Source organism: Micromonospora sp. NBC_01796 (assembly GCF_035917455.1).
Taxonomy (GTDB): domain Bacteria; phylum Actinomycetota; class Actinomycetes; order Mycobacteriales; family Micromonosporaceae; genus Micromonospora_G.
Map to the genome: position 1 here is coordinate 7,202,092 of NZ_CP109078.1, position 26,422 is coordinate 7,228,513.

The 26,422-nt window shown below is 70.3% G+C and carries 29 protein-coding genes; 9 read left to right on the top strand and 20 right to left on the bottom strand.

All coding sequences use genetic code 11. The features are described 5' to 3' along the window. Nucleotides 1-40: 40 nt before the first annotated feature. From OIE47_RS32025 to OIE47_RS32040, 4 genes are all read right to left on the bottom strand, one after another. Complete coding sequence (locus tag OIE47_RS32025) at nt 41-241, bottom strand: hypothetical protein (RefSeq protein ID WP_326558267.1); 201 nt, start codon at nt 239-241, stop codon at nt 41-43. A 131-nt stretch (nt 242-372) separates the two neighbouring features. Next, a complete protein-coding gene (locus tag OIE47_RS32030) occupies nt 373-1,833 on the bottom strand; it encodes an MFS transporter (RefSeq protein WP_326558268.1) in 1,461 nt (486 codons plus the stop codon). Next, nucleotides 1,814-2,050 (bottom strand): hypothetical protein, encoded by a 237-nt coding sequence (locus OIE47_RS32035; RefSeq protein ID WP_326558269.1) that lies wholly within the window; start codon nt 2,048-2,050, stop codon nt 1,814-1,816. The genes OIE47_RS32030 and OIE47_RS32035 overlap by 20 nt, the downstream gene beginning before the upstream one ends. Before the next feature lie 213 nt (nt 2,051-2,263). After that, nucleotides 2,264-4,138, bottom strand: a complete 1,875-nt coding sequence (locus tag OIE47_RS32040) for a S8 family peptidase (protein ID WP_326558270.1) — start codon at nt 4,136-4,138, stop codon at nt 2,264-2,266. Between the two features lie 484 nt (nt 4,139-4,622). Between OIE47_RS32040 and OIE47_RS32045 the strand changes: the two genes are divergently transcribed. Continuing rightward, nucleotides 4,623-5,738, top strand: coding sequence for a geranylgeranyl reductase family protein (locus tag OIE47_RS32045; RefSeq protein ID WP_326558271.1), 1,116 nt, complete (start codon nt 4,623-4,625; stop codon nt 5,736-5,738). Nucleotides 5,739-5,772: 34 nt separating this feature from the next. On the opposite strand, the gene OIE47_RS32050 is transcribed toward OIE47_RS32045, so the two are convergent. From OIE47_RS32050 to OIE47_RS32070, 5 genes are all read right to left on the bottom strand, one after another. Further along, the gene (locus OIE47_RS32050; protein WP_326558272.1) at nt 5,773-6,486 is read right to left on the bottom strand and encodes a hypothetical protein; all 714 of its coding nucleotides are present in this window, start codon (nt 6,484-6,486) and stop codon (nt 5,773-5,775) included. Further along, the gene (locus OIE47_RS32055; protein ID WP_326558273.1) at nt 6,483-6,902 is read right to left on the bottom strand and encodes a hypothetical protein; all 420 of its coding nucleotides are present in this window, start codon (nt 6,900-6,902) and stop codon (nt 6,483-6,485) included. The genes OIE47_RS32050 and OIE47_RS32055 overlap by 4 nt, the downstream gene beginning before the upstream one ends. Beyond that, nucleotides 6,899-7,702, bottom strand: coding sequence for a hypothetical protein (locus OIE47_RS32060; protein WP_326558274.1), 804 nt, complete (start codon nt 7,700-7,702; stop codon nt 6,899-6,901). The genes OIE47_RS32055 and OIE47_RS32060 overlap by 4 nt, the downstream gene beginning before the upstream one ends. Before the next feature lie 46 nt (nt 7,703-7,748). Beyond that, entirely contained in the window at nt 7,749-8,069 is a 321-nt protein-coding gene (locus tag OIE47_RS32065; protein ID WP_326558275.1) for a hypothetical protein, read from the bottom strand. A 72-nt stretch (nt 8,070-8,141) separates the two neighbouring features. Then, nucleotides 8,142-8,918: a hypothetical protein gene (locus tag OIE47_RS32070; RefSeq protein WP_326558276.1), complete on the bottom strand. Its 777-nt coding sequence runs from the start codon at nt 8,916-8,918 to the stop codon at nt 8,142-8,144. A 178-nt stretch (nt 8,919-9,096) separates the two neighbouring features. Here OIE47_RS32070 and OIE47_RS32075 point away from each other — a divergent pair, with 178 nt between their 5' ends. After that, nucleotides 9,097-9,294 carry a hypothetical protein gene (locus tag OIE47_RS32075; protein ID WP_326558277.1) on the top strand — a complete coding sequence of 66 codons (198 nt, stop codon included), beginning with the start codon at nt 9,097-9,099 and terminating at the stop codon, nt 9,292-9,294. Nucleotides 9,295-9,398: 104 nt separating this feature from the next. Here the strand turns inward: OIE47_RS32075 and OIE47_RS32080 are convergent, their stop codons facing one another. Continuing rightward, the gene (locus tag OIE47_RS32080; protein WP_326558278.1) at nt 9,399-11,201 is read right to left on the bottom strand and encodes a bifunctional metallophosphatase/5'-nucleotidase; all 1,803 of its coding nucleotides are present in this window, start codon (nt 11,199-11,201) and stop codon (nt 9,399-9,401) included. Nucleotides 11,202-11,374: 173 nt separating this feature from the next. On the opposite strand from OIE47_RS32080, the gene OIE47_RS32085 reads away from it, so the two are divergent. Next, entirely contained in the window at nt 11,375-11,935 is a 561-nt protein-coding gene (locus tag OIE47_RS32085; RefSeq protein WP_326558279.1) for a lipoyl domain-containing protein, read from the top strand. Nucleotides 11,936-12,213: 278 nt separating this feature from the next. Continuing rightward, a complete protein-coding gene (locus tag OIE47_RS32090; RefSeq protein WP_326558280.1) occupies nt 12,214-12,840 on the top strand; it encodes a hypothetical protein in 627 nt (208 codons plus the stop codon). A 112-nt stretch (nt 12,841-12,952) separates the two neighbouring features. On the opposite strand, the gene OIE47_RS32095 is transcribed toward OIE47_RS32090, so the two are convergent. Beyond that, complete coding sequence (locus OIE47_RS32095) at nt 12,953-13,480, bottom strand: LURP-one-related/scramblase family protein (protein WP_326558281.1); 528 nt, start codon at nt 13,478-13,480, stop codon at nt 12,953-12,955. Nucleotides 13,481-13,551: 71 nt separating this feature from the next. Next, nucleotides 13,552-14,736, bottom strand: a complete 1,185-nt coding sequence (locus OIE47_RS32100) for an erythromycin esterase family protein (RefSeq protein ID WP_326558282.1) — start codon at nt 14,734-14,736, stop codon at nt 13,552-13,554. 77 nt (nt 14,737-14,813) lie between these two features. Between OIE47_RS32100 and OIE47_RS32105 the strand changes: the two genes are divergently transcribed. From OIE47_RS32105 to OIE47_RS32115, 3 genes are all read left to right on the top strand, one after another. Next, nucleotides 14,814-15,500, top strand: coding sequence for a MerR family transcriptional regulator (locus OIE47_RS32105; protein WP_326558283.1), 687 nt, complete (start codon nt 14,814-14,816; stop codon nt 15,498-15,500). A 143-nt stretch (nt 15,501-15,643) separates the two neighbouring features. After that, nucleotides 15,644-16,072 (top strand): hypothetical protein, encoded by a 429-nt coding sequence (locus tag OIE47_RS32110; RefSeq protein ID WP_326558284.1) that lies wholly within the window; start codon nt 15,644-15,646, stop codon nt 16,070-16,072. Nucleotides 16,073-16,421: 349 nt separating this feature from the next. Beyond that, nucleotides 16,422-17,048 carry a hypothetical protein gene (locus OIE47_RS32115; protein ID WP_326558280.1) on the top strand — a complete coding sequence of 209 codons (627 nt, stop codon included), beginning with the start codon at nt 16,422-16,424 and terminating at the stop codon, nt 17,046-17,048. Between the two features lie 65 nt (nt 17,049-17,113). Here the strand turns inward: OIE47_RS32115 and OIE47_RS32120 are convergent, their stop codons facing one another. Both OIE47_RS32120 and OIE47_RS32125 read right to left on the bottom strand, forming a co-directional pair. Next, on the bottom strand, nt 17,114-17,773 hold the full coding sequence (locus OIE47_RS32120) for a nucleotidyl transferase AbiEii/AbiGii toxin family protein (protein WP_326558285.1): 660 nt from the start codon (nt 17,771-17,773) through the stop codon (nt 17,114-17,116). Continuing rightward, on the bottom strand, nt 17,770-18,114 hold the full coding sequence (locus OIE47_RS32125) for a hypothetical protein (RefSeq protein WP_326558286.1): 345 nt from the start codon (nt 18,112-18,114) through the stop codon (nt 17,770-17,772). Before OIE47_RS32125 ends, OIE47_RS32120 begins: the two co-directional genes overlap by 4 nt. Nucleotides 18,115-18,562: 448 nt before the next feature. Here OIE47_RS32125 and OIE47_RS32130 point away from each other — a divergent pair, with 448 nt between their 5' ends. Next, on the top strand, nt 18,563-19,375 hold the full coding sequence (locus tag OIE47_RS32130; protein WP_442792200.1) for a hypothetical protein: 813 nt from the start codon (nt 18,563-18,565) through the stop codon (nt 19,373-19,375). Between the two features lie 93 nt (nt 19,376-19,468). On the opposite strand, the gene OIE47_RS32135 is transcribed toward OIE47_RS32130, so the two are convergent. The 6 genes from OIE47_RS32135 to OIE47_RS32160 all read right to left on the bottom strand — a co-directional run bounded on the left by OIE47_RS32135 (nt 19,469) and on the right by OIE47_RS32160 (nt 24,676). Beyond that, the gene (locus OIE47_RS32135) at nt 19,469-20,635 is read right to left on the bottom strand and encodes a S1 family peptidase (RefSeq protein WP_326558288.1); all 1,167 of its coding nucleotides are present in this window, start codon (nt 20,633-20,635) and stop codon (nt 19,469-19,471) included. A gap of 104 nt (nt 20,636-20,739) precedes the next feature. Continuing rightward, nucleotides 20,740-21,717, bottom strand: a complete 978-nt coding sequence (locus OIE47_RS32140; RefSeq protein WP_326558289.1) for a magnesium transporter CorA family protein — start codon at nt 21,715-21,717, stop codon at nt 20,740-20,742. Further along, on the bottom strand, nt 21,714-22,160 hold the full coding sequence (locus tag OIE47_RS32145; protein ID WP_326558290.1) for a hypothetical protein: 447 nt from the start codon (nt 22,158-22,160) through the stop codon (nt 21,714-21,716). The genes OIE47_RS32140 and OIE47_RS32145 overlap by 4 nt, the downstream gene beginning before the upstream one ends. Nucleotides 22,161-22,168: 8 nt before the next feature. Beyond that, nucleotides 22,169-23,269, bottom strand: coding sequence for a molybdopterin-dependent oxidoreductase (locus OIE47_RS32150; RefSeq protein WP_326558291.1), 1,101 nt, complete (start codon nt 23,267-23,269; stop codon nt 22,169-22,171). Between the two features lie 46 nt (nt 23,270-23,315). After that, nucleotides 23,316-24,017 (bottom strand): TIGR04282 family arsenosugar biosynthesis glycosyltransferase, encoded by a 702-nt coding sequence (locus tag OIE47_RS32155; protein ID WP_326558292.1) that lies wholly within the window; start codon nt 24,015-24,017, stop codon nt 23,316-23,318. Further along, nucleotides 24,014-24,676 (bottom strand): glycosyltransferase, encoded by a 663-nt coding sequence (locus OIE47_RS32160; RefSeq protein ID WP_326558293.1) that lies wholly within the window; start codon nt 24,674-24,676, stop codon nt 24,014-24,016. Before OIE47_RS32160 ends, OIE47_RS32155 begins: the two co-directional genes overlap by 4 nt. 163 nt (nt 24,677-24,839) lie before the next feature. On the opposite strand from OIE47_RS32160, the gene OIE47_RS32165 reads away from it, so the two are divergent. Continuing rightward, nucleotides 24,840-26,228, top strand: coding sequence for a hypothetical protein (locus OIE47_RS32165; RefSeq protein WP_442792010.1), 1,389 nt, complete (start codon nt 24,840-24,842; stop codon nt 26,226-26,228). Nucleotides 26,229-26,422 lie beyond the last annotated feature (194 nt).

Genomic DNA, 26,422 nt, shown 5'->3' on the forward strand with positions numbered 1-26,422 from the left:
GGTCCGGTCCTGGCTCGGCGCCCCGCCCGGACGCGGACGCTTACGAGGTGGGCGAGCGGCGCCGGTTTGCGCCGGCCCGGTCGGCGAGTCCGGCCACCGACAGGTCACCGTCGATCACCCGTACGGCGATCCAGCCGACGAGGCCGGCCAGGACGGCGCCGGCTGCCGCGCCGAAACCGGCAACGGCCCAGACCGCCGCGATGAGGAAGCCGATCACGAAACCGAACTGCTGGCGGGACATTGGTTACCTCCCCGGTGGCGGACGCACGGTTCGCCCGTTGCATACACCGGTGGCGCCGATCCGAACCCGATCGCCTCCGACAATCGAGTGAGCCAGATCACACCGGGGCCCGCCCCGGACGGGTTTGGCCGTCAACCGGCGCCGCCGGTCGCCGCCGCATCCGAACGATGGGCGGCACGCCGACCGGCGACGATGTCGACCAGGGCGGCGATGAGGGCGATGACGACAAAACCGAGCGCGATGAGCAGCGCGTCCCGAAACGCCCTCGACCAGCCGTTGTGGGTGGCCGCGAGGGCGTTGAAGAACACCGTACCGACACCGGCGATCCCGGCCGCAGAACCGATCCGCTGCCCGGTCTGCAGCATGCCGGCCGCGGCGCCGCCCCGTTCCACCGGCACCTCGGCGAGGGTGAGGGTCTGGTTCGGGGTGATCACGAACCCGCTGCCGAGGCCAGCGATGAGCAGCGGCACGGCGGTCGCGTACGGGGCACCGCGTCCCGGTACGAAGTGCAGCGCCACCATCGTCCCGGCGAGCCCGATCGCGACCAGGGTCAGCCCGATCGCCACCAGCGGTCGGCCGTACCGGTTGACCAGCCGTCCGCCGAGGATCGCCGTACCGGCGGAGCCCAACGCGAACGGGGTCACCGCCAGGCCGGCGGCCAGCGCGCTGTAGCGCAGTCCGTTCTGCAGGAACAGGGTGAAGATGAAAAAGAGCGCGGTGAACCCGGCGAAGTAGAGCAGGGCGATCAGACTGCCCAGGGTGTAGGAGCGGTGTCGGAACAGGGCGAGGTCGAACAGCGGCTCGCCCCGGCGCTCGTAGCGGCGCTCCCAGTAGACGAACCCCGCCAGCACCAGCGCGGCCGCGGGTACCAGCAGCCACTTGAGGAAGCCCTGCCACTGCCGTTCCTCGATCAACGGAAGCAGCAGCAGGGTCACGCCGAGGCCGAGCAGCAGCACCGCGACCGGATCGAGGCTCTTGCGTGGGCCGGGGTGGTGCGGCGGCAGCACCCGCCAGCCGAAGATGATGGCGGCGATGCCGACCGGTACGTTGACGAAGAAGACCAGCCGCCAGCCCTCGTGCGTACCGACGAGTGCGATCAGCAGCCCACCCAGCAGCGGCCCGATCGCGGTCGAGAGGCCGATGACCGAGCCGAGCAGACCGAATGGCCGGCCTCGCTCCGACCCCTGGAACATCTGCTGGATCATGCCGACGACCTGCGGGTTCACGACCCCGGCAGCGGCGCCCTGGATCAGGCGCGCGATGATCAGCCACTCCGGTGAGGTGGCCAGGCCCGCAGCCGCACTGGACACGGTGAACAGGGCCAGTCCGGCGATGAACACGTTGCGCCGGCCCCGGATGTCGCCGAACCGGCCGGCCGCGACGAGGACCAGGCCGAAGGTGAGCGCGTAGCCGGAGAGAACCCACTGCAGTTCACTCGGGGACGCCTTCAGCGCCCGCTCGATCGACGGCACCGCCACGTTGACGATGCTCACGTCGAGCAGCGTCATGAACGTCGCGATCAGGCCCACCGCCAGCGCGAGGTTGCGCTGGCGGTTCGACCCGCCCTGGCTGCTATGCGGCTTGATGCGCACACCACCGGGGACCGAAGTCGAGGCCGGCCAGCGGAGAGTCCTCCCGGTGCAGCAGGTTCTTCACCGAGAGGTTGTGCAGCGGCGCGGTCAACTGCTCCTCGGCCAACCCGGATTCAGTCGCGATGGCGGCCGGATAGGGCACCTGCCCCTTCGCCTCGAGCGCGGTCACCGCCGCGTACACCCGCTCCTCGACGTCGGATAGTTGTACTTGTCGCATGGAAAGCTCCTCCGCTCGACCACACTGTCGGGCACCTCACGACCGGGCGGATACCCCGCCCCCAGCCGATGATTCCCGACCGGCGGGACGTACATGCGAGGTTTGCCGTCCTTGCCCCTCGCCGGCCCCGTGCCGCCGTGGTCGACGGGCCGGAGCCCCGGCGTGGCGCCGGGGCTCCGGTGGTTTCCGATCCGATGCGACCGGACGGTGGCGTCAGAGCGCCAGGGTCCAGGTGTTGATGTAGCCGGTGTCGATGGTCGCCGCGTCCTGGACGCGGAGCCTCCAGGTGCCGTTGGCGGGTTCGCTGGAGAGGTTGACGGTGTAGGTCGTGTTGATGTTGTCGGTGCTGCCGCCGGTGCGGTTGTGCAGTACGTAGGCGCTGCCGTCCGGGGCGACCAGGCTGACCACAAGGTCACCCTGGTACGTGTGCACGATGTTCACCGCGACCGTGGCGTTGGTACGGCCGTTGCGCGCACAGCCGGAGACGGTGATCGTGCTCTCCACCGTGGTGTTGTCCGGGATCGCCACGTCGTTGCCGTTGGTCTGGGTGCAACCGGGTGCCCCGTTGACCGTCAGCGAGTACGAGGTCGCCTGGGTGGTGACCGGGCCGGTGCCGGTGATGCTCACCGTGTAGGTGCCCGACGGGGTGGCCGAGGTGGTGCTGATGGTGAGGGTGGACGAGCCGCCCGAGGTGATCGAGGCCGGGCTGAACGTCGCCGTCGCCCCGCTGGGCAGGCCGCTCGCGGTCAGCGCGACCGACTGCGGACTGCCGACCGTGGTGGCGGTGCTGACCGTGGCGGTCACCGACTGCCCCGGGTTGACCGTGCCGGCACCGGGCGCCACCGAGATCGAGAAGTCCTGGGTCGGCGGGACCACGTTTCCGATGTAGAGCAGCTTGTTCGGCGAACCGGTGCCCGCACCGGTCACCACGCCGTTGGTGGCGTCGTTGACGAGCTTGTCGCGTACCTGCTGCGGGGTGTAGCTGGGGCTGGCCGACAGCACCAGGGCAGCCGCGCCGACCACGTGCGGGGTGGCCATCGAGGTGCCGCTGATGGTGTTGGTCGCGGTGTTGCTGGTGCTCCAGGCCGAGGTGATCGCGCTGCCGGGGGCGAAGATGTCCAGGCAGGTGCCGATGTTGGAGTAGGACGCCTTGGCGTCGTTCGACTCCGTCGCCCCGACCGTGATCCCGTTCGGGGTGCTGGCGGGGGAGACGTTGCAGGCGTTGGAGCTGTACTCGTTACCGGCCGCGAGACCGTACACCACGCCGTCCGCGATCGACCGGGTCACGGCGTCGTTCACGCCCTGGTCGAAACCGCCGCCGAGGCTCATGTTGGCGACCGCCCGCTCACCCGGGTCGTGGTCGCCGGTGACCCAGTCGATGCCGGCGATGACGCCGGCGTACGAGCCACTGCCGCCGTTGTCGAGGACCCGTACGCCGACCAGGGTGACGCCCTTGGCCACGCCGTACGCGGTGCCGCCGACGGTGCCGGCGACGTGCGTACCGTGCCCGTTGCCGTCGTCGGCGCTACCGCCGTCGACCGCGTCGAACCCGGTGACCGCCCGCCCGCCGAAGTCGTTGTGGGCGAACCGGATCCCGGTGTCGATGATGTACGCCCGCACACCCGCACCGTTGTTCGGGTAGGTGTAGGAGTTGTTCAACGGCAGGTTGCGCTGGTCGATCCGGTCCAGTCCCCAGGAGGGGGTCGGGGACTGGGTGGCGGCGAGGCGCACGGTGTGGTTCTGCTGGACGTACTTCACCGACGGGTCGGCGGCGAGCCGCTTGGCCGCCGCCTCGGACAGCCGTACCTCGAAGCCGCGCAGGGCGTGCTGGTAGGTGCGGGCGACGCTGCCGCCGTGCCGTTTGGCCAGGCTCGCCGCGGTGTCGGTGACGTTGGTCTGGGCGACCGAGGCGTCCTTGAACACCACGACGTACGAGCCGGCCACCGCCGTGACGCCGCCGGCCTGCAGGATCTGCCCTTCGGCGGGTGCGGCGGCGACTGGACTGGCGAACGCGACCGCGGCGGTGGCCGCGGCCGTGACGGCTGCTCCGATGCGCCAGCGGCGCCCCGGTGACCCTGAGAGTGTCATCCCTCGTGCTCCCCTTCCGATGCTCGACCGGTGGACTCGTGGTCCACCGATCGATGGTTCCCGGTAACTGATTGGGGGAAATGCTAGGGGCAATTCATTGAAATGTAGAGATGTATGATTTGGTTGGCGAGTCGCGTATCCTGTGGTGTTCCGGCCACGCCCGTTCGTGGCGCGTCCGACGACGTCCGAGGTCGGACCGCATCTCCTCCCTTCTGGAATAAACCTGAGTGGACTCGGTTTGCGATTCATGTTTTGGTGTACGAATGCAGCGCCGAGCGGCACATCGGGCACAGGATCCGAAACAGGGATCGGCGCAAACAAATGGAACCGGCAATCGCGCCGAAACATAAACGTGCTTACGCCGGCCATCCGTCGCCGTTGCTACAAGAAAGAAGTGGGCGGGATTCGGGCCGGACATGGGCGGGGTCGGGGCGTACGGTCAGCACGATCGAGCGCCCGACGGCCGTTCCTCTAGGCTGCTCCCGTGACCGCATGTGACGTCGCCGTCGTCGGCGCCGGGCCGGCCGGCCTCTCCGCCGCCTACGCCGCCGCCCGGACCGGAGCCCGTACGATCGTGCTGGAGCGGGCCGAACATCCCCGCTACAAGACCTGTGGGGGCGGGTTGATCGGCACCTCCCTGGCCGCCCTCGACGGGCGGATCGAGGTGCCCGCCGACGACCGGGTGCACAACGTCACGTTCACCCACGACGGCCGGCGCGAGTTCAGCCGCGACCACGGCTCACCGCTGGTCCTCATGGTCCGCCGCCCCGAGTTCGACGACCGGCTGCGCCGGGCCGCCGCCGACGCCGGAGCCGAGATCCGCGAGCGGGTCGCGGTACGCGCGATCGACCAGGACACCACCGGCGTACGCATCCGCCTCGCCGACGGCACCGAGCTGACCGCGGGTGTGGTGATCGGCGCGGACGGCTCCTCCGGGATCACCGCCCGTCACGTCGGCGTCGAGTACGACCAGGTGGACCTCGGGCTCGAGGTGGAGCTGCCGGTCGCGGGTCCGATCCGGGAGCACTGGCAGGGCCGGCTCCTGCTCGACTGGGGCCCGATTCCCGGCTCGTACGCCTGGGTCTTCCCGAAGGGCGACGTGCTCACCGTCGGTGTCATCGCCGAGCGGGGCCAGGGTGAGGCGACCCGGCGTTACCTGCGCGACTTCGTCGACCGGCTCGGGCTCGCCGGGATCGAGCCGATCCACGACTCCGGACACCTGACCCGCTGCCGCAGCGAATCCTCGCCGCTGCGCCGGGACCGGGTCCTGGTCGCCGGTGACGCCGCCGGTCTGCTGGAGCCGTGGACCCGGGAGGGGATCAGCTTCGCCCTGCGCTCCGGAGCACTCGCCGGAGCCGCCGCGGCCTCCGGTGACCTCGACGGTTACGTCACCGCCGTACACCGGGAGTTGGTGCCGCCGATGGCCGCCGGGCGCCGGCTGCTGGGCGCGTTCACCCGGCACCCCGGCGTCTTCCACGCCGTGGTCGCCACCCGGCCCGGCTGGCGGATGTTCGCCCGGTTCTGCCAGGGGGAGGCGTCGTTCCAGCGCACCCTGACCCGGATGCCGGTCCGCGCGGCGCTCGCCCTGCTCCGGTCCTGACCGGCGGTCGAACCCGGCCGGCAACCCGCCGGTGTCAGTTCAGCCGGGGCAGCATCGCCGCCACCCGGGTCAGCGGCTCGGCCAGCGCCGGAATCCGGTCCACCTGGTCCAGCCGGCCCGGCAGGTAGGTCATCAGCTCGCCCTGGTGCAGGATCCACGGCGGCACCGACCCGGCCACATGCGCGGCGACGAGAGCGGGGGAGAGCACCCACCGCACCGCCACCGGGTCGCCCTCGACCCGGAACGCCCGGTCGAAGTCCCGGTCACCGGTGACCGCGCCCCCACCGCCGGCCAGGGCGCGCCCGACCTGCGCCGCCGGGCCGCGCGGCGACACCTCCACCGAGGGGTACGCGTGCCCCAGGTGCACCACCACGACCACGTACGGATGGCTGTGGCTGGACGTCGTGCTGGTGGTGCCACCCATGCCGTCGGAACCCGTGCCGGTGTACGTCTCGGTGTGGTTGTACTCGGCAACACTGACCCGTTGACCGGCGACCACCCCGGACACGACAACCGCGACACCGGCCCGGTTGCCGCCCGGCAGCCTCGTTCCCCAGTCCACGGTGGGCAGTGGCACGTACACCCAACCGTTGCGGCCGGCCCACCGCCGTAGCGTGTCCCGGCGTTGCCCGTTGCGCCGCCGGCCGAGCAGGACGAGGACGACCAGCAGCGCCAGCACCGCGACCGCGGCCAGACAACCGAAACCGAGCAGACCCGCCAGCAGCCCGTCGGACTCGGCCGGTGTCATCGGCGGTCCGTCGCGGAGAACGACAGGGCCGCCGGCACCAGCGGGCCGAGCACCAGCACGATCGCCCCGCTCGCGATCCCCCCGACCGCCGCATCCCCGGCGATCAGTTCGAACGCGCCCAGCACGAACAGCCCGCCGACGGCGAGCCCGGTCAACAGGAACGTGCTCCAGAGCAGCCACCGACCACCGATCGCCCCCGCCGCCAGGCGGAGGTTCGCGACGAGCACCGGCACGCACCCCAGTACGCCCACACCGAGCGCCACCGCGACCGGGATCAGCACCCCGACCGCGTCGATGCCGAGCAGGTAGCCGACAAAGGCCAGCAGCACCGCGTACCCGATGAGCAGCGCGCCCGCGACGGCGGCCCGCTGCCGGGCGGCGCGCCGACGGCCGTCCGCGCCGGTCTGCCCGGTCATGGCTCCAGGCGCCAGTCCGTGCCGTCCGCGACCGCCGGAGCCTTGTCCCGCAGAGTGCCGTCGGAGATCTTGTCGGCAGCGGAGACCGGCCACCGGTGCCCGTCGAAGGCCAACCACTCGTTGATCCGGTCCCGGAGATTGCCCTCCTGCACCGCGGTCACCCCGTAGAGGGTGCCGGTTCCCGCGGTCAGGGCGGTCAGGAACACCAGACACGCCGCGATCGCGATGAACGGTCCGGCCGGCGCACCGAACACCGAGGCGGTGGACGCGGCGGCCCCGATCAGGCCGCCCACCAGGGCCGTGATCGCGACGAGGATCGAACCCCACCAGACCACGATCGCCGCCGCGGTGGCGGTCAGCGCACCGTGGATGGCGTCGGTGAAGTCCTTCTTGATCGAGGTGATGGCCTTGAGCTGCGCGCCCAGCATCCGCTTGTACGCGTCCGCCGCCGGTCCCTTCCACTCGTCCAGGATCGCCGACTTGTCCGGGTCCGCCGCCCCGGCGAGCGCGCTGACCGGAGACCCGACGTCGTCCGCCCACGCGTTGCCAACCCGCAGCAGCGTCGGGGGCCACCCCGGCTTGAGCATGTACCTGTTCAGCTCCGCGTAGATCTTGTTGATCAGGGAGACGAAGCGTTCGGTCGACTCGCGGATCCCGTCGCCGACGAAGCCGGGCACCTTCGACAGCACCCGGTTGACGTTGTCGACGATCTCCTCGGTCTTCTGCTGTACGCGTTTCAGCGCGGTTTCGAACTCCTCGATCAGTTCGCGGAACTCCTGCTCACCAGGGCTCGGAGCCATCACACACCGTCCTTTTCCGCAGCTGGGTCGCCCATGGCGCGGTCCACTAGTAGATGCCGCGCATCCGGTGCACCGCGTCCCGCTCGTCGGCCTCGTACCCGTCGGCTGCCGTACGCAACGCCGAACCGATCGCGTCGAAGTTGGCCGCGCCCTCGCGCAGCAGCCGCGCCAGCTTCTCCTGCAACTCGCCGTACGTCTCCACCAGACCGGTGAGCGACGCCAGGCTGGACAGCTCGAACGGGCCCAGGCTCTGCGCCGAGGCAGACTTCGACGCGGCGTCCATGGTGTCGGCGTGCCGGCCCCAGGACCGGGCACCCTCGTGCAGGGCCGCGATCGACGCCTCGATCTGCTCTTTGCTCGGTGGCACGCTCTTTCCTCACAATCGCTGGCTGGCCGGGTGACCCCGGCCGGACCCGGGCGGACGTTCGGTCGGCGCCGGTCACGGTCGGCGGTACAGTCCCAACTGGCGGGCGAGTTCCAGTGGGTCGCCGGCCAGCCGGCCCAACGCACCGACCCGGCTGTCGGCGACCAGCCCCTGCACGGTCTCCCGACCGGCCACCAGGTACGCCTCCTCGAACGCCTCCAGGGTCGCCCGGCCGATGTTGACCTCGTGGGTGTCGTAGAGCCACTGCGAGTGGTACTCGACGCCGACCGGAGCGCCGTCCCCGGTGATCCGTACGGTCACGTGCCGGCCCGCGTCCCGCCCGTCGTACGACCGGGTCTGCCGGTCGGCGACCTGCCGCGACAACACGTCGAGATCGGCGTCGAGGTCGTGCAGCATCCGCACCATCTCCCGCATCGCCTCGACCGTCGCCGCCGCATCCGGCCGCTCCGACAACGCCGCGACCAGCTCGTCCACCGACCGGTCCCGGGAAGCGGACGCCGACGGCGGAGTTGGTGCCGGCTGCGGCGGGTCCGGTGTCACGAGCCCCTCGGAGAGCCTGGCGTCCAGCTCACGCAGCCGGTCCAGCGCCGCCGACTCGATCGCGGCCCGTACGGCCGAGCCGAGCCCGACCGCGCCACCGACCCGGCGCCAGCCCTGGTCCACCCGTACGTGACGGAGCCGGCCGTCGCCGTCCACCTGAACGGTCACCACGTCGTCCGGATCGCTGCCCCGGTAGCGGGCCGCCGGATCGCTCGCCGCGCCCACCCGCCGGGCGAGGTCGTCGGCCTCGGCCCACAGTCGTCCGAAATCCGGATCGGTGTCCCCGCTCAACCCGTGCACCTTCCGTTTCCGCCCCCTGGCACCTGATGCACCCTAACGGCACACCCGGTTCGCGCACTGCCCGTGACCGGTGGCGTTTTCGACTCCTCCACCCGGTGACGCGAATCAGTCACCGGATGGTCGCCGACGGTCGTTGCGGTGGACACTGGACAGGAGCGAGGAGGCCGTTATGGCGACCGAACAGGAACCCGAGGGACGCTCCACCGACGAGGAACTGGCCCACCTGCGGCAGGTGCGGTTCGGCCGGCTACCCGCCCGGGTACGGCCCGAGGACCACGTCCAACTGGTCGAGACCGGCCAGCGCCCGGACCGGGCGGCACCAGCCGGCGGCGAAGACGACTGGATGCTGCGCAACGCCGCAGGGTAGGGGAAGTCACCTGGTCGGGACGCATCGATGATGCCCCGGATACCGCGACGGCGGTGGTTCTCATCCGACCGGGCGAGGACCACCGCCGTGCACGTCGAAGCAGGTCAGCTCGGGAACTCGACCGGGACGCCCTCGCGTACCAGGCGCCAGTTCGGTACGAAGAAGTCGGCCGGGTCGATGGTCCCCTTCTCCTGCGCCCAGTCGATCAGCAGCTGGCGGATCTCCTGCTGCTGGTTGTAGATCTGGGTCTTCACGATGCCGGGGAAGTTGCCGCCGCCGCTGCGCCGGTAGTTGTTCACCGCGATCACGAACTGGTCACCGTCGGCGACCGGGGTGCCCGTACCGGGATGGGCCAGGCGGGTGATCCGCTGCCCGACCGGGCGGCTGATGTCGATGTCGTAGTCGACGCCGGAGATGGTGTCGTAGTTGTAGTCCGGCACCGACGGATCGTTGATCGTCGCCGGGTCCACCGGGGCACCCGGGCCGAGCGTCCGGAAGTACTTCGCCGAGTACTCCAGGTACGCCTTCACCTCCGCGCCGCTGATCAGTACGGCCTCGAGGGTGTTGTCGTAGATGTAGAGCCCGGCCACGTCCTTGATCTTCACGTCACCGGCCGGGAAGACCGCCGTACGGCTGAACGGTGCGGCGATCGACAGCACCGGCAGGCTCGCGTACGCGGTACCCACCAGGGCGGCGCCGACGACGTCGGTCTGCACCTTGTTGATGTAGTCGAGGATCGGGGTGTCCTTGTAGCGGGACTCCGTCGCGGGCAGTTCGACCGCGGAGGTGGCCACCACCTGGTTCACGTACGCGACCGTCTTGTTGTGCTGCGCGCGTACGGCCGCGAGGACCTTCGGGTCCTCGACCACCGTGTTCGTGTTCAGCATGGTGGCGTGCTTGCTGGTGATCTTCCAGCAGTTGTGCTCCCGGGTGAGGGTGAAGTCCATCCGGGTCAGTCGCTGGCCCCACCGCGACGGCTCCGACGTCAGCACCTGCACACCGGTGGCGGTGTTGGTGACGAACCGCTCGACCACCTCGTTGTGCGCGTGGCCGAAGAGGATCGCGTCGATGCCGGGAACCTGCTGGGCGATCAGCGCGACCGGGTTCTCGTTCGGCAGTTCCGGACCGTAGCTCGACGTACCGTTGTCGCCACCGTGCGCGGAGATCAGCACGATGTCGGCGCCGCGCTGGCGCATCACCGGCACCCACTTCGCGGCGGTCGCGATCATGTCCTCGAACCTGAGCTTGCCCTCGACGTTGCCCTTGTCCCAGATGGCCACGCCGGGGTTCGTCAGACCGAGGATGCCGACCCGCAGGGTCGGTGCGCCCGCGCCGAGGTCGACCTTCTTGATGATGTACGGCGTGTACGCCGGCTTCCCGGTGCGCGCGTTGACCGCGTTCGCGGCCAGGGCGGGGAAACCGAGCTGCCGGATCCAGAGGTCGAGCAGAGGCAGGCCGTAGTTGAACTCGTGGTTGCCCAGCGTCACCGCGTCGTAGTCGAGTACGTTCATCGCCCGCGCCATCGGGTGCTTCTCACCCGTCGACGTGATCGGCTCCTGCTTGGCGTAGTACGTCGCCAGCGACGTGCCCTGGATCGTGTCGCCGGCGTCCAGCACCAGGGTCGCCTTGCCCCGCCGCTCCTTGCGGATCTGCTTGACCAGGGTGGTCAGCTTCGCCACGCCGATATCGTTGTGGGCGCTGTCGTCGTACTCGGCGTCCTTGTAGTAGTCCCAGTTGTAGACGTTACCGTGAGTGTCCGAAGTGCCCAGGACGGTGAGGTCCCAGCTTTTCGGCTTCGTGGGCCGGTGCGCCTGGGCCGGAGCGGCGGCGACCAGCGGTGCTGCCGCGGCGGCAGCCGCCGCGGTGACCAGAAGCTGGCGTCGGGACGGGCCGGAGGGAGAGGTCATTACGCGCCTTCCAATGACGGTGGGTGGGGCCTCGTGGGCGTCGTCGGCACGATAACCATCCGCTCGGGACGGCGCCAGTGCAGACCGAAGACGACACGTCCCGGCCACTCACCGCATACCCGGCCGAAACCCGGTGCGGTGGAGCATTGACGTCACGTCCTACGTTGCTGATCGTGTCGGATGTCGTCGCTCTCGTCGTGACCGCCGTACTCGCGGCGAACCTCACCCTCCGCCGGCCGCTCCGGCCTCGACGACCGACCCTTCCGGTGAGCTGGTCCGAGGGCGTCAGGCGATGGTGGTTCTGGCTGGTGATGCCGTGCGTGGTGGTTGACGTTGTCGCGCACGAACACCTGCGTCTCCGGACCCTGCTCGTCATGTGCGGGTTGCTGTCCGCTGCGGCGGCAGTCTCCCTCCTGCGTGGCGCGCTCGGCCGACCTCCCGCGCCCGCACGACCGGCCGTCCCCGCGGTTCAGCCCGCCTCCGGCAGCGAGTCCGAAACCGTGGCCGTTGTGATGCCGTGGCTCGGGGAGTCGATGGGAACCGCTACCGTCACGTCGGTGCACAAATCAACCGGTGAAGCCGTACGCGCCGGTGAGGCGGTGTGCGAGGTGTCCACCGACAAGGTCGATACCGAGGTCCCCGCCGAGATCTCCGGCACGGTCGTCGCCGTGCTCGTCCAACCACCGGTCGACATCGCCGTGGGTGCGCCGATAATGCTCATCCGACCCGCCTGACCGCAATGACGCCGGGTCCGACAACGGCTGTCAGGTGACCGGTGTCCCGGGCCCGCGAAATGTGCGAGGTTTTTGGGCTTGATCAACTCTCGTCGGGGGGTGGGTTCGCGGAATGCCTGCGGGCCCGGGGCGGTTATACATCTCGTACGACCGGAGCAGCGCCGGGGCAATGATCGCCTCGCCTCGTGTGTGCTGTGGCCTCGTACTTCTTTCCCCGAGCGCCAGCGCCTCCCCCTGTAGGCGCGCGTCGGGTACCCCCGATTGGAAGGTGAACCATCGTGAAGACGACTTTCACCGCTGTTACTGAGACTTCGTTTGTTCGTAGGACCGCTCTGGGTGTTGCCAGTCTGGCGTTTGTTGGTGGCGCTGTCGCGGGTCCTGTGGGTCACGCGTTTGCGTCCCCGGCCGAGCACGCGGCTCCGGCGATGACCACGGTCGCGCAGGTCACGGCTGACAAGCCGGCCATGGATAAGCTGGTCCCGCACGGTACTCAGGGTGCGCAGTCGAGCATCAAGCTCGACAAGGACCAGCTTGCTAACGCCAGGGCCATTACGGAGACGGCGAAGAAGTTGGGTATGGGTGAGCGTGGTGCCGTGATCGCGGTTGCTACCTCGATGCAGGAGTCGAAGCTGGAGAACCTGGGTCATCTGGGTGACATGAACGACCACGACTCGCTGGGTCTGTTCCAGCAGCGCCCGTCGTCGGGTTGGGGTTCTCCTGAGCAGATCACGGACCCGACCTACGCTTCGACCGCCTTCCTGAAGAACTTGAAGCAGGTTGGTGGTTGGCAGGACATGCCGTTGACGGATGCGGCGCAGAAGGTTCAGGTGTCGGCGTTCCCGGATGCGTACGCGCAGTGGGAGAACCAGGCCGCGCACATCGTGCAGGACGTCTGGACCAAGTAAGCAACAAGCTTGAAGAATCTCGGCCCTGTCCGGGTCCCCAGCGGGACCCGGACAGGGCCTTTTTCTGTGCCTCGGTACGGGCCCGCTGACAGAGCTCGTACCCGTGGCGTGTTCAGTTGTCCTTCTGGGCCTTCTCCTTGCGCTCTTTCTCCTCGCGCTCCTTCTCGGCGCGGGACTGCGCGAGATCCAGTGCGAGGACGCCGGCCAGGATGAGCAGGTGGTTCTCGTCCCCGGGGATCTTCACCGCGTACGTGTCACGGATCGTGAACCACTTCTTCGACACCGAGGCGACCTCATGCCCGTCCTGCTCGACCGTGTACTCATGGTCGAGCAGGTCACCACGCATCTCGAGGTCGTGCGGCCCCGGTATGTCGATCGTGTACTTGTCGCGGAACGGGGTGAAGAGTTTCTTGCGTACCTCGGCGGCCTTCTCCCCGCCGATCTTGATCGTGTACGTGCGACGCAGCGCGACGAGCTGCCGATGCACCGAGGCGACCTCTTCACCGGTCGCGTCTTCGATGACGAGCTTGTCGCGCAGGGTCAGCACCTTGCCGTCGACGTGGAAGACCTTCCGGCCGGAGTCGTCGGTGATGTCGAAGTCGTCGCCGATGTCGAAAAGGCGCTCACGGATGAGGTACATGGCTGCATCCTCGCACCAGGCCGGGGCGGTGGCATCCCGAGGACCCGCTCGCCGTCGCCACCACGGAGGGCTCAGATCTCCTTGACGAAGACGATGGCGTCGACCTGGTCGACGGTGGTCGGATCGAGCGCGAAGTACGTGTGGTCGGCCGGGACCCGGGGCGTCAGCTTCCGGTCCAGAGCCGAGACGAGCCGGCCGGGGTCGACGACGGCGCGGGCGTGCGGAAGAGTCGACAGGAGCCCTTCGAGGGTGTCGGGGTGCGGGACGTCGGAGCCGCGAGCGCCGAAGGTGGTCGCGGCGAAGCTGTACTGGTCGCCCAGGTGGGTGCCGATGATGGCGCCCGTGCTCCACCATTCGAGCGGGTGGTCGCCGAGCTGCATCTGACTCTTGTCACGCTGCAGGTGGCGGTTGTGGGCGAAGGCGAGGGTCGGGCCGCGGCGGGCCTCGCGGCGGAGGATGGCGTCGAGGTTGTCGGCCATCATCACCCCGCGCAGGCAGATGAGTGCCCGGAGACGGGTGGGCGCGGTGTCGGCCATGGCGGCGTGGTAACGCAGGAGCCCGGCGGCGGTGCGGCCGTACAGGTCGGCGCGCCACCAGTCCTCGGGGGTGGTCATGGCCGTCAGGTGGGGGACGTACGCGGTGAGCAGCGCGCGCAGGTCGTCGGTGATCAGGCGCAGTTCCCTGGCCTCGGCAGTACGGCCGACGGACTGGGTGGGATCCATCATGGTGGCCTGGTTGGTCCAGCGGTCGTCGGTTCCGAGCAGTTCGTCGAGGGTGTCGCGACTCCAGGCCAGGTCCAGGTGGGCGGCGAGGTAGTCGTGCAGTGCGATCAGGGCCGGACGGGGGCTGGCGGCTCCGGTGATCTCCAGGGGGCCGTCGAAGCCGTAGAAGCGGAGCCGTTCGTGCGGGGCGCGCTGCTCGTTGTGGGCGCGCATCCAGCGCAGGAGCTCCCGGTTGGCGGTCGAGGCGCCGAAGCCGTGGCTGAAACCGTGGGTCATCACGTCGTCGAGCTCCCCGACCCCGTCCGTGACGTACGCGTCCGCGGCCAGGGCCGACAGGCAGTCGCTCTCGATGGTGATCGAGCGGTAGCCCTCGTGGTCGACGAGGTGGCGGAACAACTCGTTGCGCAGTTCGAGGAAGGCTTCGACGCCGTGGGTGGGCTCGCCGAGGCCGAGCAGGCGGGTGGCGGGGGACAGGAGCGGGGTGAGATCGCCGCCGGTGAAGGGACGGACGGCGTCCCCGATCAGGTTCGTCATTCCCTCAACCCTATCGTTGAACCCTCGGTGTAAACTTTGCTGCTGTTTCCGGCTGGCGACAAGGACATACCTTCAAAATGTGGTTGCGGCCCATCGACCTGGCGCGCGAGCACGGCCTGTCCACGCAGGCGGTGCGCAACTATGAGGAGGCGGGGATCCTGCCGCCGGCCGAACGCTCGCCGCACGGCTACCGCGCCTACGCTGCGCGCCACGCGGCGGCGTTGCGGACGTTCCTGGCGCTGATACCCGCGCACGGCCACTCGACCGCGGGGGCGATCATGCGGTCGGTGAACGGCGGCGAGGTCGAGGAGGCGCTGCGGTTGGTCGACGAGAGCCATGCGCAGTTGGCCGTCGACCGGGGCACGCTCGAGGCCGTGCAGCGGGCGCTCCGGGACCTGGTACCGCCGTCCGAGGTGGAACCCGGTGTGACCTTCATCGGACCGTTGGCCCGCAGGCTCGGCATCCGACCGGCGACCTTGCGCAAATGGCAGCGAGCCGGGCTGCTCGTGCCCAGCCGCGATCCGCGTACCGGCTACCGCGTCTACACCGAGGCCGACGTACGCGACGTGCTCCTGGCCCACCAGTTGCGACGTGGCGGGCACGGGCTGGAGCAGATCGCGCAGGTGCTGGAGCAGGTACGGGCTGCCGGCGGACCGGAGCCGTTGCAGGCGACCATGCGGGAGTGGCGGGACCGGCTGACGGCGCGCGGTCTGGCGATGCTGGCGGGCGCGGCCGCGCTCGACACCTATCTCCGGGTTCCGTGACACAAACGGAATCGGTGGCAGGACCTCCGCCACAAGCCATCAAACGATGGGCATCGCGCTGTTGCGGGTTGGCACACTGTGTTTCCTGTCAATGGTCGGCTTGGGTCACGGGTGGGTGACCCTCGTCAGAATGGGGAGCGGCAATGGATCCCGTGTCGATCGGCATCGCCACCTACAAGGCAACCGTCGCAGTCGGCGGCTTCCTGCTGTACCGGGACGCTGTCCTCACGGTCATCAACGATTCCAAGCACGCGGTGAGCGCCGCAGTTTGTCTCGGTAACCGGGGAAGTTCGTACGCGTTCGGTTGGATCAACATCGACGCCGGGCACAGATTCGGCATGGAGTTCCCCGTGCTGCGATCGGGTCAGGACCTCGTGATCCATGCCCGAGCCCAGAACGGCAGGTACACGTGGCAAGGTGACACGTACTTCTACGTGCTGCATCCGGCCAAGTTCGGGGTCAAGAACGCTCGATTGGAGAGTGCGCAGTTGGTCTCCGGCGTCGGCCGGATGACAACCGTCGGAGGCGACCTCCATCGCATGTCGGACGACTTCACCTATCGCTTGACCTAACAGCTTCAAATGCGACGATCCTCGCGGCGGCCGGATTCGGCGCAGGGCACCCCTGGCCCATCAATCCGCCTGTCAGGGCTCAGACGGTCGCGGGTTCCCGGGACTCGGTTCGAGCCTGCGACGTGTGTCGCGTTCGCGAGGTTTTTGGGCTTGATCAACTCTCGTCGGGGGGCCGTTCGCGGAATGCCGGCGGGCCCGGGGTGGTTATACATCGCGTACGACCGGAGCAGCGCCGGGGCAATGATCGCCTCGCCTCGTGTGTGCTGTGGCCTCGTACTTCTTCCCGAGTGCAGCGCCGTTTCCCCCTGTGTGCGCGTGCTCGGAACCCCCGATTGGAAGGTGAACCATCGTGAAGACGACTTTCACCGCTGTTACTGAGACTTCGTTTGTTCGTAGGACCGCTCTGGGTGTTGCCAGTCTGGCGTTTGTTGGTGGCGCTGTCGCGGGTCCTGTGGGTCACGCGTTTGCGTCCCCGGCCGAGCACGCGGCTCCGGCGATGACCACGGTCGCGCAGGTCACGGCTGACAAGCCGGCCATGGATAAGCTGGTCCCGCACGGTACTCAGGGTGCGCAGTCGAGCATCAAGCTCGACAAGGACCAGCTTGCTAACGCCAGGGCCATTACGGAGACGGCGAAGAAGTTGGGTATGGGTGAGCGTGGTGCCGTGATCGCGGTTGCTACCTCGATGCAGGAGTCGAAGCTGGAGAACCTGGGTCATCTGGGTGACATGAACGACCACGACTCGCTGGGTCTGTTCCAGCAGCGCCCGTCGTCGGGTTGGGGTTCTCCTGAGCAGATCACGGACCCGACCTACGCTTCGACCGCCTTCCTGAAGAACTTGAAGCAGGTTGGTGGTTGGCAGGACATGCCGTTGACGGATGCGGCGCAGAAGGTTCAGGTGTCGGCGTTCCCGGATGCGTACGCGCAGTGGGAGAACCAGGCCGCGCACATCGTGCAGGACGTCTGGACCAAGTAAGCAACAAGCCAGTGGCCGGGTTCCCACCACGGGGACCCGGCCAACGGCGTACGGTCCCCACCGGGTCAGCGTGGCCAGTCGGCCAGGCGCTGGTGGACGATCCGTACCTCGTCCGGGGTGAGGCCGTAGCGGGCGAACCGCCGGTCGGGTAGCCGGTCCAGGTAGTGACCGGCTGCCCGGATGTCCTCGGGGTCGAGTGCCGGGTCGTAGTCGTGTGCCAACGCCAACAGCTCGTCGAGGCGGTAGACGTCCAACGCGGCGGCGATGTCGATGTAGTCGCGCACCTCGCGGCGGGTGATCAGAGCTACGGTCTTGCTCGCGACCAGATCCTGGACGTGCATGACCGGACCCAGGTCCATCACCACCGGGCTGCGGTGCCGGTCGAGCCGACCCAGGGTCAACCGGAGCTGGCGCCCACCGCGGCTCACGACAAAGTCCTTCATGTCCTGGTCGAACCCGTCGAAGAGGCTGGCCAGGTCACCGGCCGGGTCCTCGTCGCGTACGTCGAAACCGGCCGCTTGCAGCACGGTGCGGACCTCGGTGGCGGCCGCGCCCGCGGCTCCGTCCACGTCCGCGAACAGGTCGAGATCCTCGGTCGGACGGTTGACCAGGCCATGGGCGGCCCAGGCCACGCCACCGCCGAGGACGAACCCGTAGCGGTCGGCAACGGACAGCGCGACCCGGGCCACCTCCCGATAGAAGTCGCCCAGGTGGGCGGTGCTCACCCGATGCGGTGGAGCGTACGGTGCCGGGCCTCCCACGCCCGCCGGACACCGTGCGGCAGGTTGAGGTCCGGCCACACCCGCCGCAGCAGGGTTCCGTTGACCAGTCGACGCAGGTCGTCGGCGCGGGTGGCCTCGCGCAGGACGTTCTCGTACATCCAGAGCAGTTGATCCGGGTCGGCCAGCTCGAAGGTCCGGTCGCTGCACCACATGAGCCGCAGTGGCAGCTCCACCGCTCCGCGAACCGGCCCGGTCAGCTCGGTGAGCGTACGGGTCACCACGGCGGGACGCCCCGGACGAGCCAGGAAGGCGACGCCGGACGGAGTCGATTGGGTGCCGAGCATGGGGAGAGCGTAGCCCGTACTCGGCTTGATCCGAGCCAGGCGTGTCCTTCGTGTCCGTTTTGCCGGAAGCAGTGGATCGGTCGGCCATCGAGGCGTTCGCTCCACCGACCCCGAGCCGACCCGGTACCGCCCGCCCAATCAATCGCCATGAGCCGGGCATTTCTGGAATGTCGGATGGGTCGGGCTCGTTACACCTTGCGTACGCCCGAGCAGCATCTGCCGGGCGTGTTGTTTTGCCCCGGACTGCTCCTCCCGGAGTGCGTCATCCTCCCGGATCGCTCCTGCCGGAGCGTCAACCCCCAACGGAAGGGCTCCCATCGTGAAGGACCGCTTCACTCGATGGCTCCCGGCCATCGCGCAGACCGACTTCCGCCAGTACGCCCAGACCAAGATCGAGCAGGCTGACCTCGGTCGGCGACTCGAGCAGGCCAAGGCGCTCCAAGCCGACCTGCGTGGTCTGACGCAGTACCAGATCCGCCGGCTCGACCTGGGTCGGCTGGCAGAGGGCAACCGCCGCAAGGCCGTGCTCACCCTCGCCGGTGTCGCGGTCGTGGGCGGACTGGCCGCCGGCCCCGCGCTGGCCGCCGACAACTCGACCTCGCCGAACGTGAACCCGGCCGCCGCGGCACAACTGCGTCAGGCCGCGGAGGCGAGCAAGACCGAGCCGAAGCCGCTCGTCGTCGCCCAGCCCGGCCCGGACGGCCAGGCGAGCCAGCAGCCGGCCGAGGCGTCCTCGGCGGCCCCACAGGTTGTCGACCGCTCGGCCGACTCGTCGGCGCACAAGCGCGTCGAGCGCAAGCAGGCCGACAAGCCGAACCTGTCCGACCTGATGCCGTTCGGCACCCAGGGACAGCAGGTCTCCACGCCGCTTTCCGACGAACAGCTCGACAACGCGAAGGCGATCGTGCAGACCGCCAAGCGCGAAGGCGTCGGCGAGCGGGGTGCCGTGATCGGTGTGGCTACCTCGCTGCAGGAGTCGAAGCTCAACAACTTCGGTCACCTCGGCTACCTCAACGACCACGACTCGCTGGGCCTGTTCCAGCAGCGTCCGTCGTCGGGCTGGGGCACCCCGGCACAGGTCACCGACCCCGACTACGCCGCCTCGGCCTTCTTCAACGGGCTCAAGCGGGTGGACGGGTGGCAGCACATGCCGCTGACCGACGCCGCGCAGACCGTGCAGGTCTCGGCCTTCCCGTTCGCGTACGCGCAGTGGGAGAACCAGGCCGCGCACATCGTGCAGGATCTGTGGAACAACCGGTAAGTCGTCAACGAACCACAGCACAGCACGCTGGCCGGGCCCCGGAGGGAGGGGACCCGGCCAGCGGTGTCTGTGCCGGTGCGAGCGGGCCGCCGGTCAGGGCGAGGTGAGCAGGGTGAGGCCGAGCGCGGCGAGCGGTTCGTTCACCGGCTGGAAGTACGTGGTGCCGCCGGCGGTGCAGTTGCCCGTACCGGCGACGAGCATGCCCTGTGCCTGGTCGCCGGAGACGAACGGGCCGGCGGAATCGCCCGCCTCGGCGCATACGGTCGTCCGGGTCAGGCCGGAGATGACCTCACCCGAGGCGAAGTTCAGCGTCTGGTTGCGGCCCTGGACCACACCGCACCGCCAGCCGGTGGTGGAGCCGTACCGGCAGACCGGTGCGCCGATCGGTGCCTCCACCGAACCCCGGATCGGTGCCGCCGTCGACCGGCCGGTCCGGATCTCGCCGCGCGGCGTCCAGCCAGGGTTCAGGCGTACCCAGGCGTAGTCGTTGCCCGGGAACGACGAACTCGCGAACACCCCCATCACCTGCCCGTTCGGCGCGTACGCGGAATCACCGGTCCGGCCGCAGTGCCCGGCGGTGAGGAACCCGCCCCGTACGGTGAAGCCGACCGAGCAGCGCATGCTCTGCGACGTCAGGAAGGGGTCACCGCCGCGTACGTCCGCCAGGGTGCGGGGCCGCTCGGTGCCCTCGACGACCCGGACGACACCGGGCGACGCACCGGCCTCGCTGACGAACGCGTTGGCAGCGGCAGCCCCGCCCGGTGCGGTCCGTACGACGACGGCGTTGCCCACGACGTCGACGTACCAGCCCGAGACCGCACCGGGCGCGTGACCGGCCGCGCGGTCGAGTAGGGCCGCTGTCGCGGCGAGGGTGGTCTCGGCGTGCGGCACCAGACGCACCCGCGTACCGGTGCGTCGGGCGGTGTGCACCGCGGCCGGGTCGGTCACCGCGACCACCGGGTTTCCGTGCCCGTCGAGCCAGACGCCGCCGAACGCGGCGCCGAGGGTCGCGCGCAGGTCCCGCTCCGTCGCGGCGGCGGCGGTCGCGACGGCCAGTCGGGCCGCGGCCCGGTCGGGGGTGAGTCCGAGGTCGCGCCGCAACGCGGCGACGACCTCCGCGGGGTCCGGACGCGGGTCCACCGCCGCGGCGCCCGGCTGTGCGCCGGTGACGGTCGGCGCGGCGCCGGCCGGGGTGGCTGCTGCGGTGATGAGCGCGGTCGTCAGCAGGATCGCGACCGGGACGGCAAGTCTGCGCGACATACGCTCAGGGTACGACCGGGACATCGGCAACCGTGCATACGTTTGGTGTCATACCGACGTGGCGAACCATGCCTACGGATGTTCCGGCCCACCCCCGGCGACGGTCAGATCCACTGCCGGCGCTTGAACTCGATGAACAGCCCGACCGCGATCCCGATGGTCACGATGGTCGACACAATGAACTCGGTCAGCGTGTGCTCCCACGGAAACGCCACGTTCTGCCCGAAGAACCCGGTGATCGCGGTCGGCACCGCGATGATCGCGGCCCAGCTCGTCACCTGCTTGACGATCTGGTTCATCGTGTTGTTCTGCAGCATCAGGTTCGTCTCGAGCATGGCGTTGTTCAGGTCCCGCAGCGACTCGGTCCACTCGACCACCCGCAGCACATGGTCGTAGACGTCCTGGAAGTACGGCAGCATCGGCGCGCTGACCAGGTGCATGGTCGGGCGCATCATCGAGTTGACCACCTCCCGCATCGGCAGTGCCACCTGGCGCAGCCGGACCAGGTTGCGACGGGCCAGGAAGGTCCTCTCCTGCAACTGGGCGTACGACTCGGGGTGCGGGCGGAACATCGTGTTCTGCAGCTCCACCAGGGACTGGTCGAGCTGCTGGACCGCCTCGAAGTGACCGTCCACCAGCGCGTCCACCAGGCCGTAGATCAGGAAGGACACGCCGTACTTCGCCATCTCGATGTTCTCGTCCCAGCGGATCAGCAACTGGCTGATGTCGAACCGCTCGTCGTAGCGGACCGTGATCAGCACCCGCTGGTTGATGAACGCGGCCACCTCGGCCGTGTTCAACGACCCGTCCGGATGCAACTCGGCCATGTACGTGTTCAGGAACAGGTGCGAGTCGTACCGGTCCAGCTTGGCCCGCTGCGCCTGCTGGACCGCGTCCTCGACGGCGAGCGGATGCATCCCGAACTCCTCGGTCAGCAGGGCGATCTGCTGCGCCGTCGGGCCGCACAGGTCCAGCCAGGCGAAGGACCGTTCGGTGTCGTTGAGCCGGCCGGCGACCTCGGTCGCGGGGAAGTTCTCCGCGATCAGCTCGCCGTCTCGGTAGAGCCGGCTGCGTACGCTCATCGCCCACCCGCCTCGGAGGCGTCCGGTCGCCGCCGACGTTGGGCCACCGCAGCGACGTACCCGGCGGTCGCACCGAGCAACAACACCCAGAACACCGCGAGGTACAGCAGGAGGCCGGGTAGGTAGTCCCGGTCGTCCAGCCCCGGATTCGGGGCCGCCGGCATCGGCCGGGTCAGCAGCGGGATCCCGACCAGCAGCAGCACCCCGGTCGTGACCAGACCGGCGACCACCGTCGTACGCCAGGGTCGGGGCAGCGTACGGGCGAGCAGCAGGCCGCCGAGCGTCGTCAACGGGGTCAGCACCCAGTCGTGCAGGATCGGTCCGGCGACCAGCCAGCCGCCGAGCGGGAGCACGAAGTCCGCCTCCCAGGTGACCTGGGCCCAGAGCAGCCAGGCGCCGTACCCGAGCACGCCCGCGCCGACCGCACCGAGCAGTACCCGCACCGGGAGCATCATGGCCGTACCCGAAGCGCGGTGACCCACTTGGTCTGCAGCACACCCGGTCGGGTCGGCGCGATGATCCGGCACGGGTAACCGTGGTCCAGGGTCAGTTCCTCGCCGTTGATCCGCAGCGCCAGCAGGGTGAGCGGATCCCGGACGTGGTCCGGCAGCAGCACGCTCGTCCGGTACGGCCCGGAGCGTTCGAGGGACTCGACCTCGACCCGTCCGGTCGGGGCGCCTACCGCGCCGAGCAGGTCGACGATCGTCACCCCGGTCCAGGTCGCGCTGGCGCTCCAGCCCTCGACGCAGGCGATCGGGAGCCGGGCGGTGTGTTGCGGCAGGTTGGCGAGTTCGACCCGGTCCAGGGCCCGTGACCCGCCCGGCCAGCGGACCGTCAACCGCCAGTCCGCGCCGACCCGGCTCACCCGCGCGGCGTTCGCGGTCCGGTTGATCGGCACACCCTGTGGCCCCTTCGCCGCCCGCCAGCTCAGCGGGGAGACCCGGTAGAGCCACGGCACCGTCGCGCCCGCGGTGGCCACCAGGGCCGCCACGGCGGCGAGCCCGGTGGTGGTGAGGAAACCACGCCGGCTCATCCCGGACCGGCCCGGTTGCGTCGGTCCGACCGGCCGGCTCAGCCCGTCGTGGATCAGCGGCAGCTTGGTGGCGATGTGGATGCCGATCGCGCCGATCGCCACCCACGCCACCGCGTAGTGGGTGGGTACGAACTGGAACGGCCACGGGTACGACTGGGCGCTGTTGAACAGGCCGGTGGCGAGTTGGAAGAACGCGGCGGCGAGCAGTACGAGCAGCGCCACGCGTTCCAGCGCGTGCGGAAGCGACCGGATCACCGGCCGGGCGAACAGCCGGGGGTAGACGCTCCACAGCTTGGCCAACAGGAGGGGCACCGCGACGATCCCGGAGAGCACGTGCACGCCCTGCGTGATCCGGTAGAAGTCGACCGGTCGGGTCGGCCACCACGACCCGTGCTGGCCGATGTGGGAGAGCAGACCCGTGGCGAAACAGAGCCCGAACGTCACACCGAGGGCCAGCCCCAGGCGGGCGGCGACCCGTACGTCGTGTGCGGGGGCGGTGAAGTCCGACTCGCGTGGCACCCGGAGTTTCACGGTCGACCCGGCCCGGAGGCCACCACGGCCACGGTCATCGCTGCTCCCGTACCGGCACCAGCCAGGAGTCGCGCAAGTCGAACACGGCCGCGGCGAACCGCCCGCCGGGCACCGTGGCGGCGACCGTGACCGCGTCGGCCATGGTGTCGACGTCGGACATCGACGGCAGTGCGTCGACCAGCAGACCCCACTCGCCCAGCGCCCTGCGCGTACGGGCACCGGTGTCCGGACGCGACGTCGGCACCGTACGCAGTGCCTGGGCGTCGACCGGGTCGTGCAGTCCCAGCGCCCACCAGCCGCCGTCCAGGGCGGCACCGAGCAACGCCTGCGTGCCGCCGTCGAGCCGGCGTGCGGCGGCGTCCAGCAGGGTCCAGTGCAGGTGCGGGGTGTCCATCCCGATCTGGAGCACCGGCTGTCCCGGGAACCGGGCGGCGACGTCCAGGTGGGCGTTGCACAACCGGTCGGCGAAGGTCGCCCCGTGCTGGTCCAGCACCGTCCAGCCGGACAGGGCCTGCCGGATCTGCCCGCCCCTGGTCGCCCGGGACAGGTCGCCGGCCAGGGCGATCACCGGGGTCACCGCAGGGGTCGCCGCCACCGCGTCGAGCGTGTCCAGCAGGGCGCAGGCGGCGATCTCCGCTGCCTGCGCGGGGCTGGCCGGGGGAGTCAGCCGGGTCTTCACCGCCCCGGCAACCGGCGCCTTCGCGAGCACCAGCAGCACCGGGTGCGGGGGCGTCATGCCAGCACCCGGGCCATGTCACGGGCCGCCCGCAGGCTGCCGCGTACGGAACCGGAGACCTTGGAGGAGGTGCCGGCGGCACGCGGGCGGTAGACCACCGGGCGTTCGACGATCCGCCACCCGTCCGCCGCCGCCCGGGCCAGCAACTCCAACGGGTAGCCGAACGCCCGGTCGCGTACGTCCAGGCGGAGCAGGTCTTCGCGGCGTACCGCCCGGACCGGGGCGATGTCGTGCACCGGTGCACCGCGTCGCCTGATCATGGCCGCCAGGGCCAGGTTCCCGGCCCGCGCGTGCCACGGCCAGGCGCCCCGCCCGACCGGGACCCGCCGGCCCACGGCGAGATCCGCCGCGCCCCGCTCGACCAGGGCGACCAGCGCCGGCAGGTCGGCCGGATCGAGTGAACCGTCCGCGTCGAGCACACACACGATCTCGGCGGTGGCGGCGCGCAGCCCGGTGTCGACGGCCGCGCCGTACCCACGGCGGGCCTCGGCCACCACCAGCGCGCCGTGCCGGGCGGCCACCTCCGGCGACCCGTCCCGGGAGCCGTTGTCGACCACGATCGCCCGGTAGCCGGCCGGCAACCGGCGCAGCAGACCGGGCAGGGCCGCCGCCTCGTCGAGGCATGGCAGCACCACGTCCACCCGGGGTGATTCGGTCACGGACACTCCTCGCGCTGCGTAGGTCGAGCCGCAGTTAGCCATTGTGCGGAGGTTTAAACGCCGTCCCGATGGGTTCACCGGACCGGGCCGGCGCGCCGTCGGCGCGTACGACCCGCTCCTGCGTTCCGGCCCGGCCGCCGGCGGCCGCCGGTAGCGTGACCGCGTGCAGCAGGCGCCGGCCCGGGCCCGCGCCGGGCGCCGGCGCGGCGCCGACGCCGCGGCGGCCGGGGTCGCGCTGGCCCTGGTCGGACTCGCCGTGGTCGTCGGGTGGTGGCTCGACCGGTCCGGGGCGCCGGTGCACGCCGGCACCGCGCCGCTGTTCGCCACCTGGGGCCCGCACGTCGGGCCCGGCACGCCGCCGGCCCTGCTGGTCGCGGCGGCCACCATCGGGTACGGGCCCCGGCTCGCCGCCCGGCTGCGGTGGCCGGCACTGCTGGCCGCCGGGTACGCGACCGCCGTCGCCTGGATCGTCTCGCTGGCCCTGGTCGACGGCTGGCGAACCGGACTCGCGACCCGGCTCACCCTCGACGCCGAGTACCTCACCGAGGTCCCCGGCGTGACCGACATCCCCGCGATGGTGCGCGGTTTCGCCGACCGGATCCTCGACCTCCAGCCGGACTCCTGGACCACCCACGTGTCCGGGCACCCACCCGGAGCCCTGCTGGTCTTCGTCGGGCTCGACCGGGTCGGCCTGTCCGGCGGCGGCTGGGCGGCGCTGGTCTGCGTCGCGGCCGGGGCGGCCACCGCGGTCGCGGTGCCGGTGACCGTCCGCGCCCTCGGCGACGAGGGAGCCGCCCGCCGGGTGCTGCCGTTCGTGGTGCTGTTCCCGGGCGCGGTGTGGTGGGGGGCCTCCGCCGACGCGATCTTCGCCGGGGTGACCGCCTCCGGGCTGGCGCTGCTCGCGATCGCCGCCCGGCGACCAGCCGGGCCCGGTCGCCTTCGGGGTGGCCCCGGCACGGCGACCCTGGCCGCGTTCGCCGGCGGGGTGCTGCTCGGCTTCGGCGTCTACCTCTCCTACGGGCTGGTGCTGATCGCCCCGCTGGTGCTGGCGGTGGTACTGGTCAGCCGCCGAGGCTGGCCGCTGCTGCCGGCGGCGATCGGGGCGGCGGCCGTGGTCGCCGGCTTCACCGTCGCCGGGTTCCGGTGGTACGACGGTTACCACCTCGTGGTCGAGCGCTACTACCAGGGCATCGCCCGGGAACGCCCGTACGCGTACTGGGTCTGGGCGAACCTGGCCAGCCTGGTGCTCGCCGCCGGGCCGGCCTGCGTTCCGGCGCTGCGCCGGGCGGTGCTCGTACTCCGGCCGCTCGGCGGGGTGGCCCGCCGGGCGTCGACCGGCCCGGTCGCCCTGTCCCTCGCCGCCGCGTTCGCGATCGTCGTCGCGGACCTGTCGGGGATGAGCAAGGCTGAGGTGGAGCGGATCTGGCTGCCGTTCGCGGTCTGGCTGACCGCCGCCACCGCGCTACTGCCGCAGTCGCACCCGCGCCGGTGGCTCGCCGTCCAGGCGGTGACCGCGCTCGCGGTCAACCACCTGGTCTGGACCGTCTGGTAGGCGGCGAGCCGGCGGTGCCGCCGCGCGAACCGTTCGACACGCGGGGAACCACCCTGCCGGCTGCCCGACGACACGCGGATGGTGTTGCGCCCGCCACCATGAACCCTCACCTACGCCGGTTTCGCCCTGCTCACGAGTACGGTGTGCGGGGCGACTCCGGCCGGTCATCCACGGCACGTGTTGGTCCCCAGTAA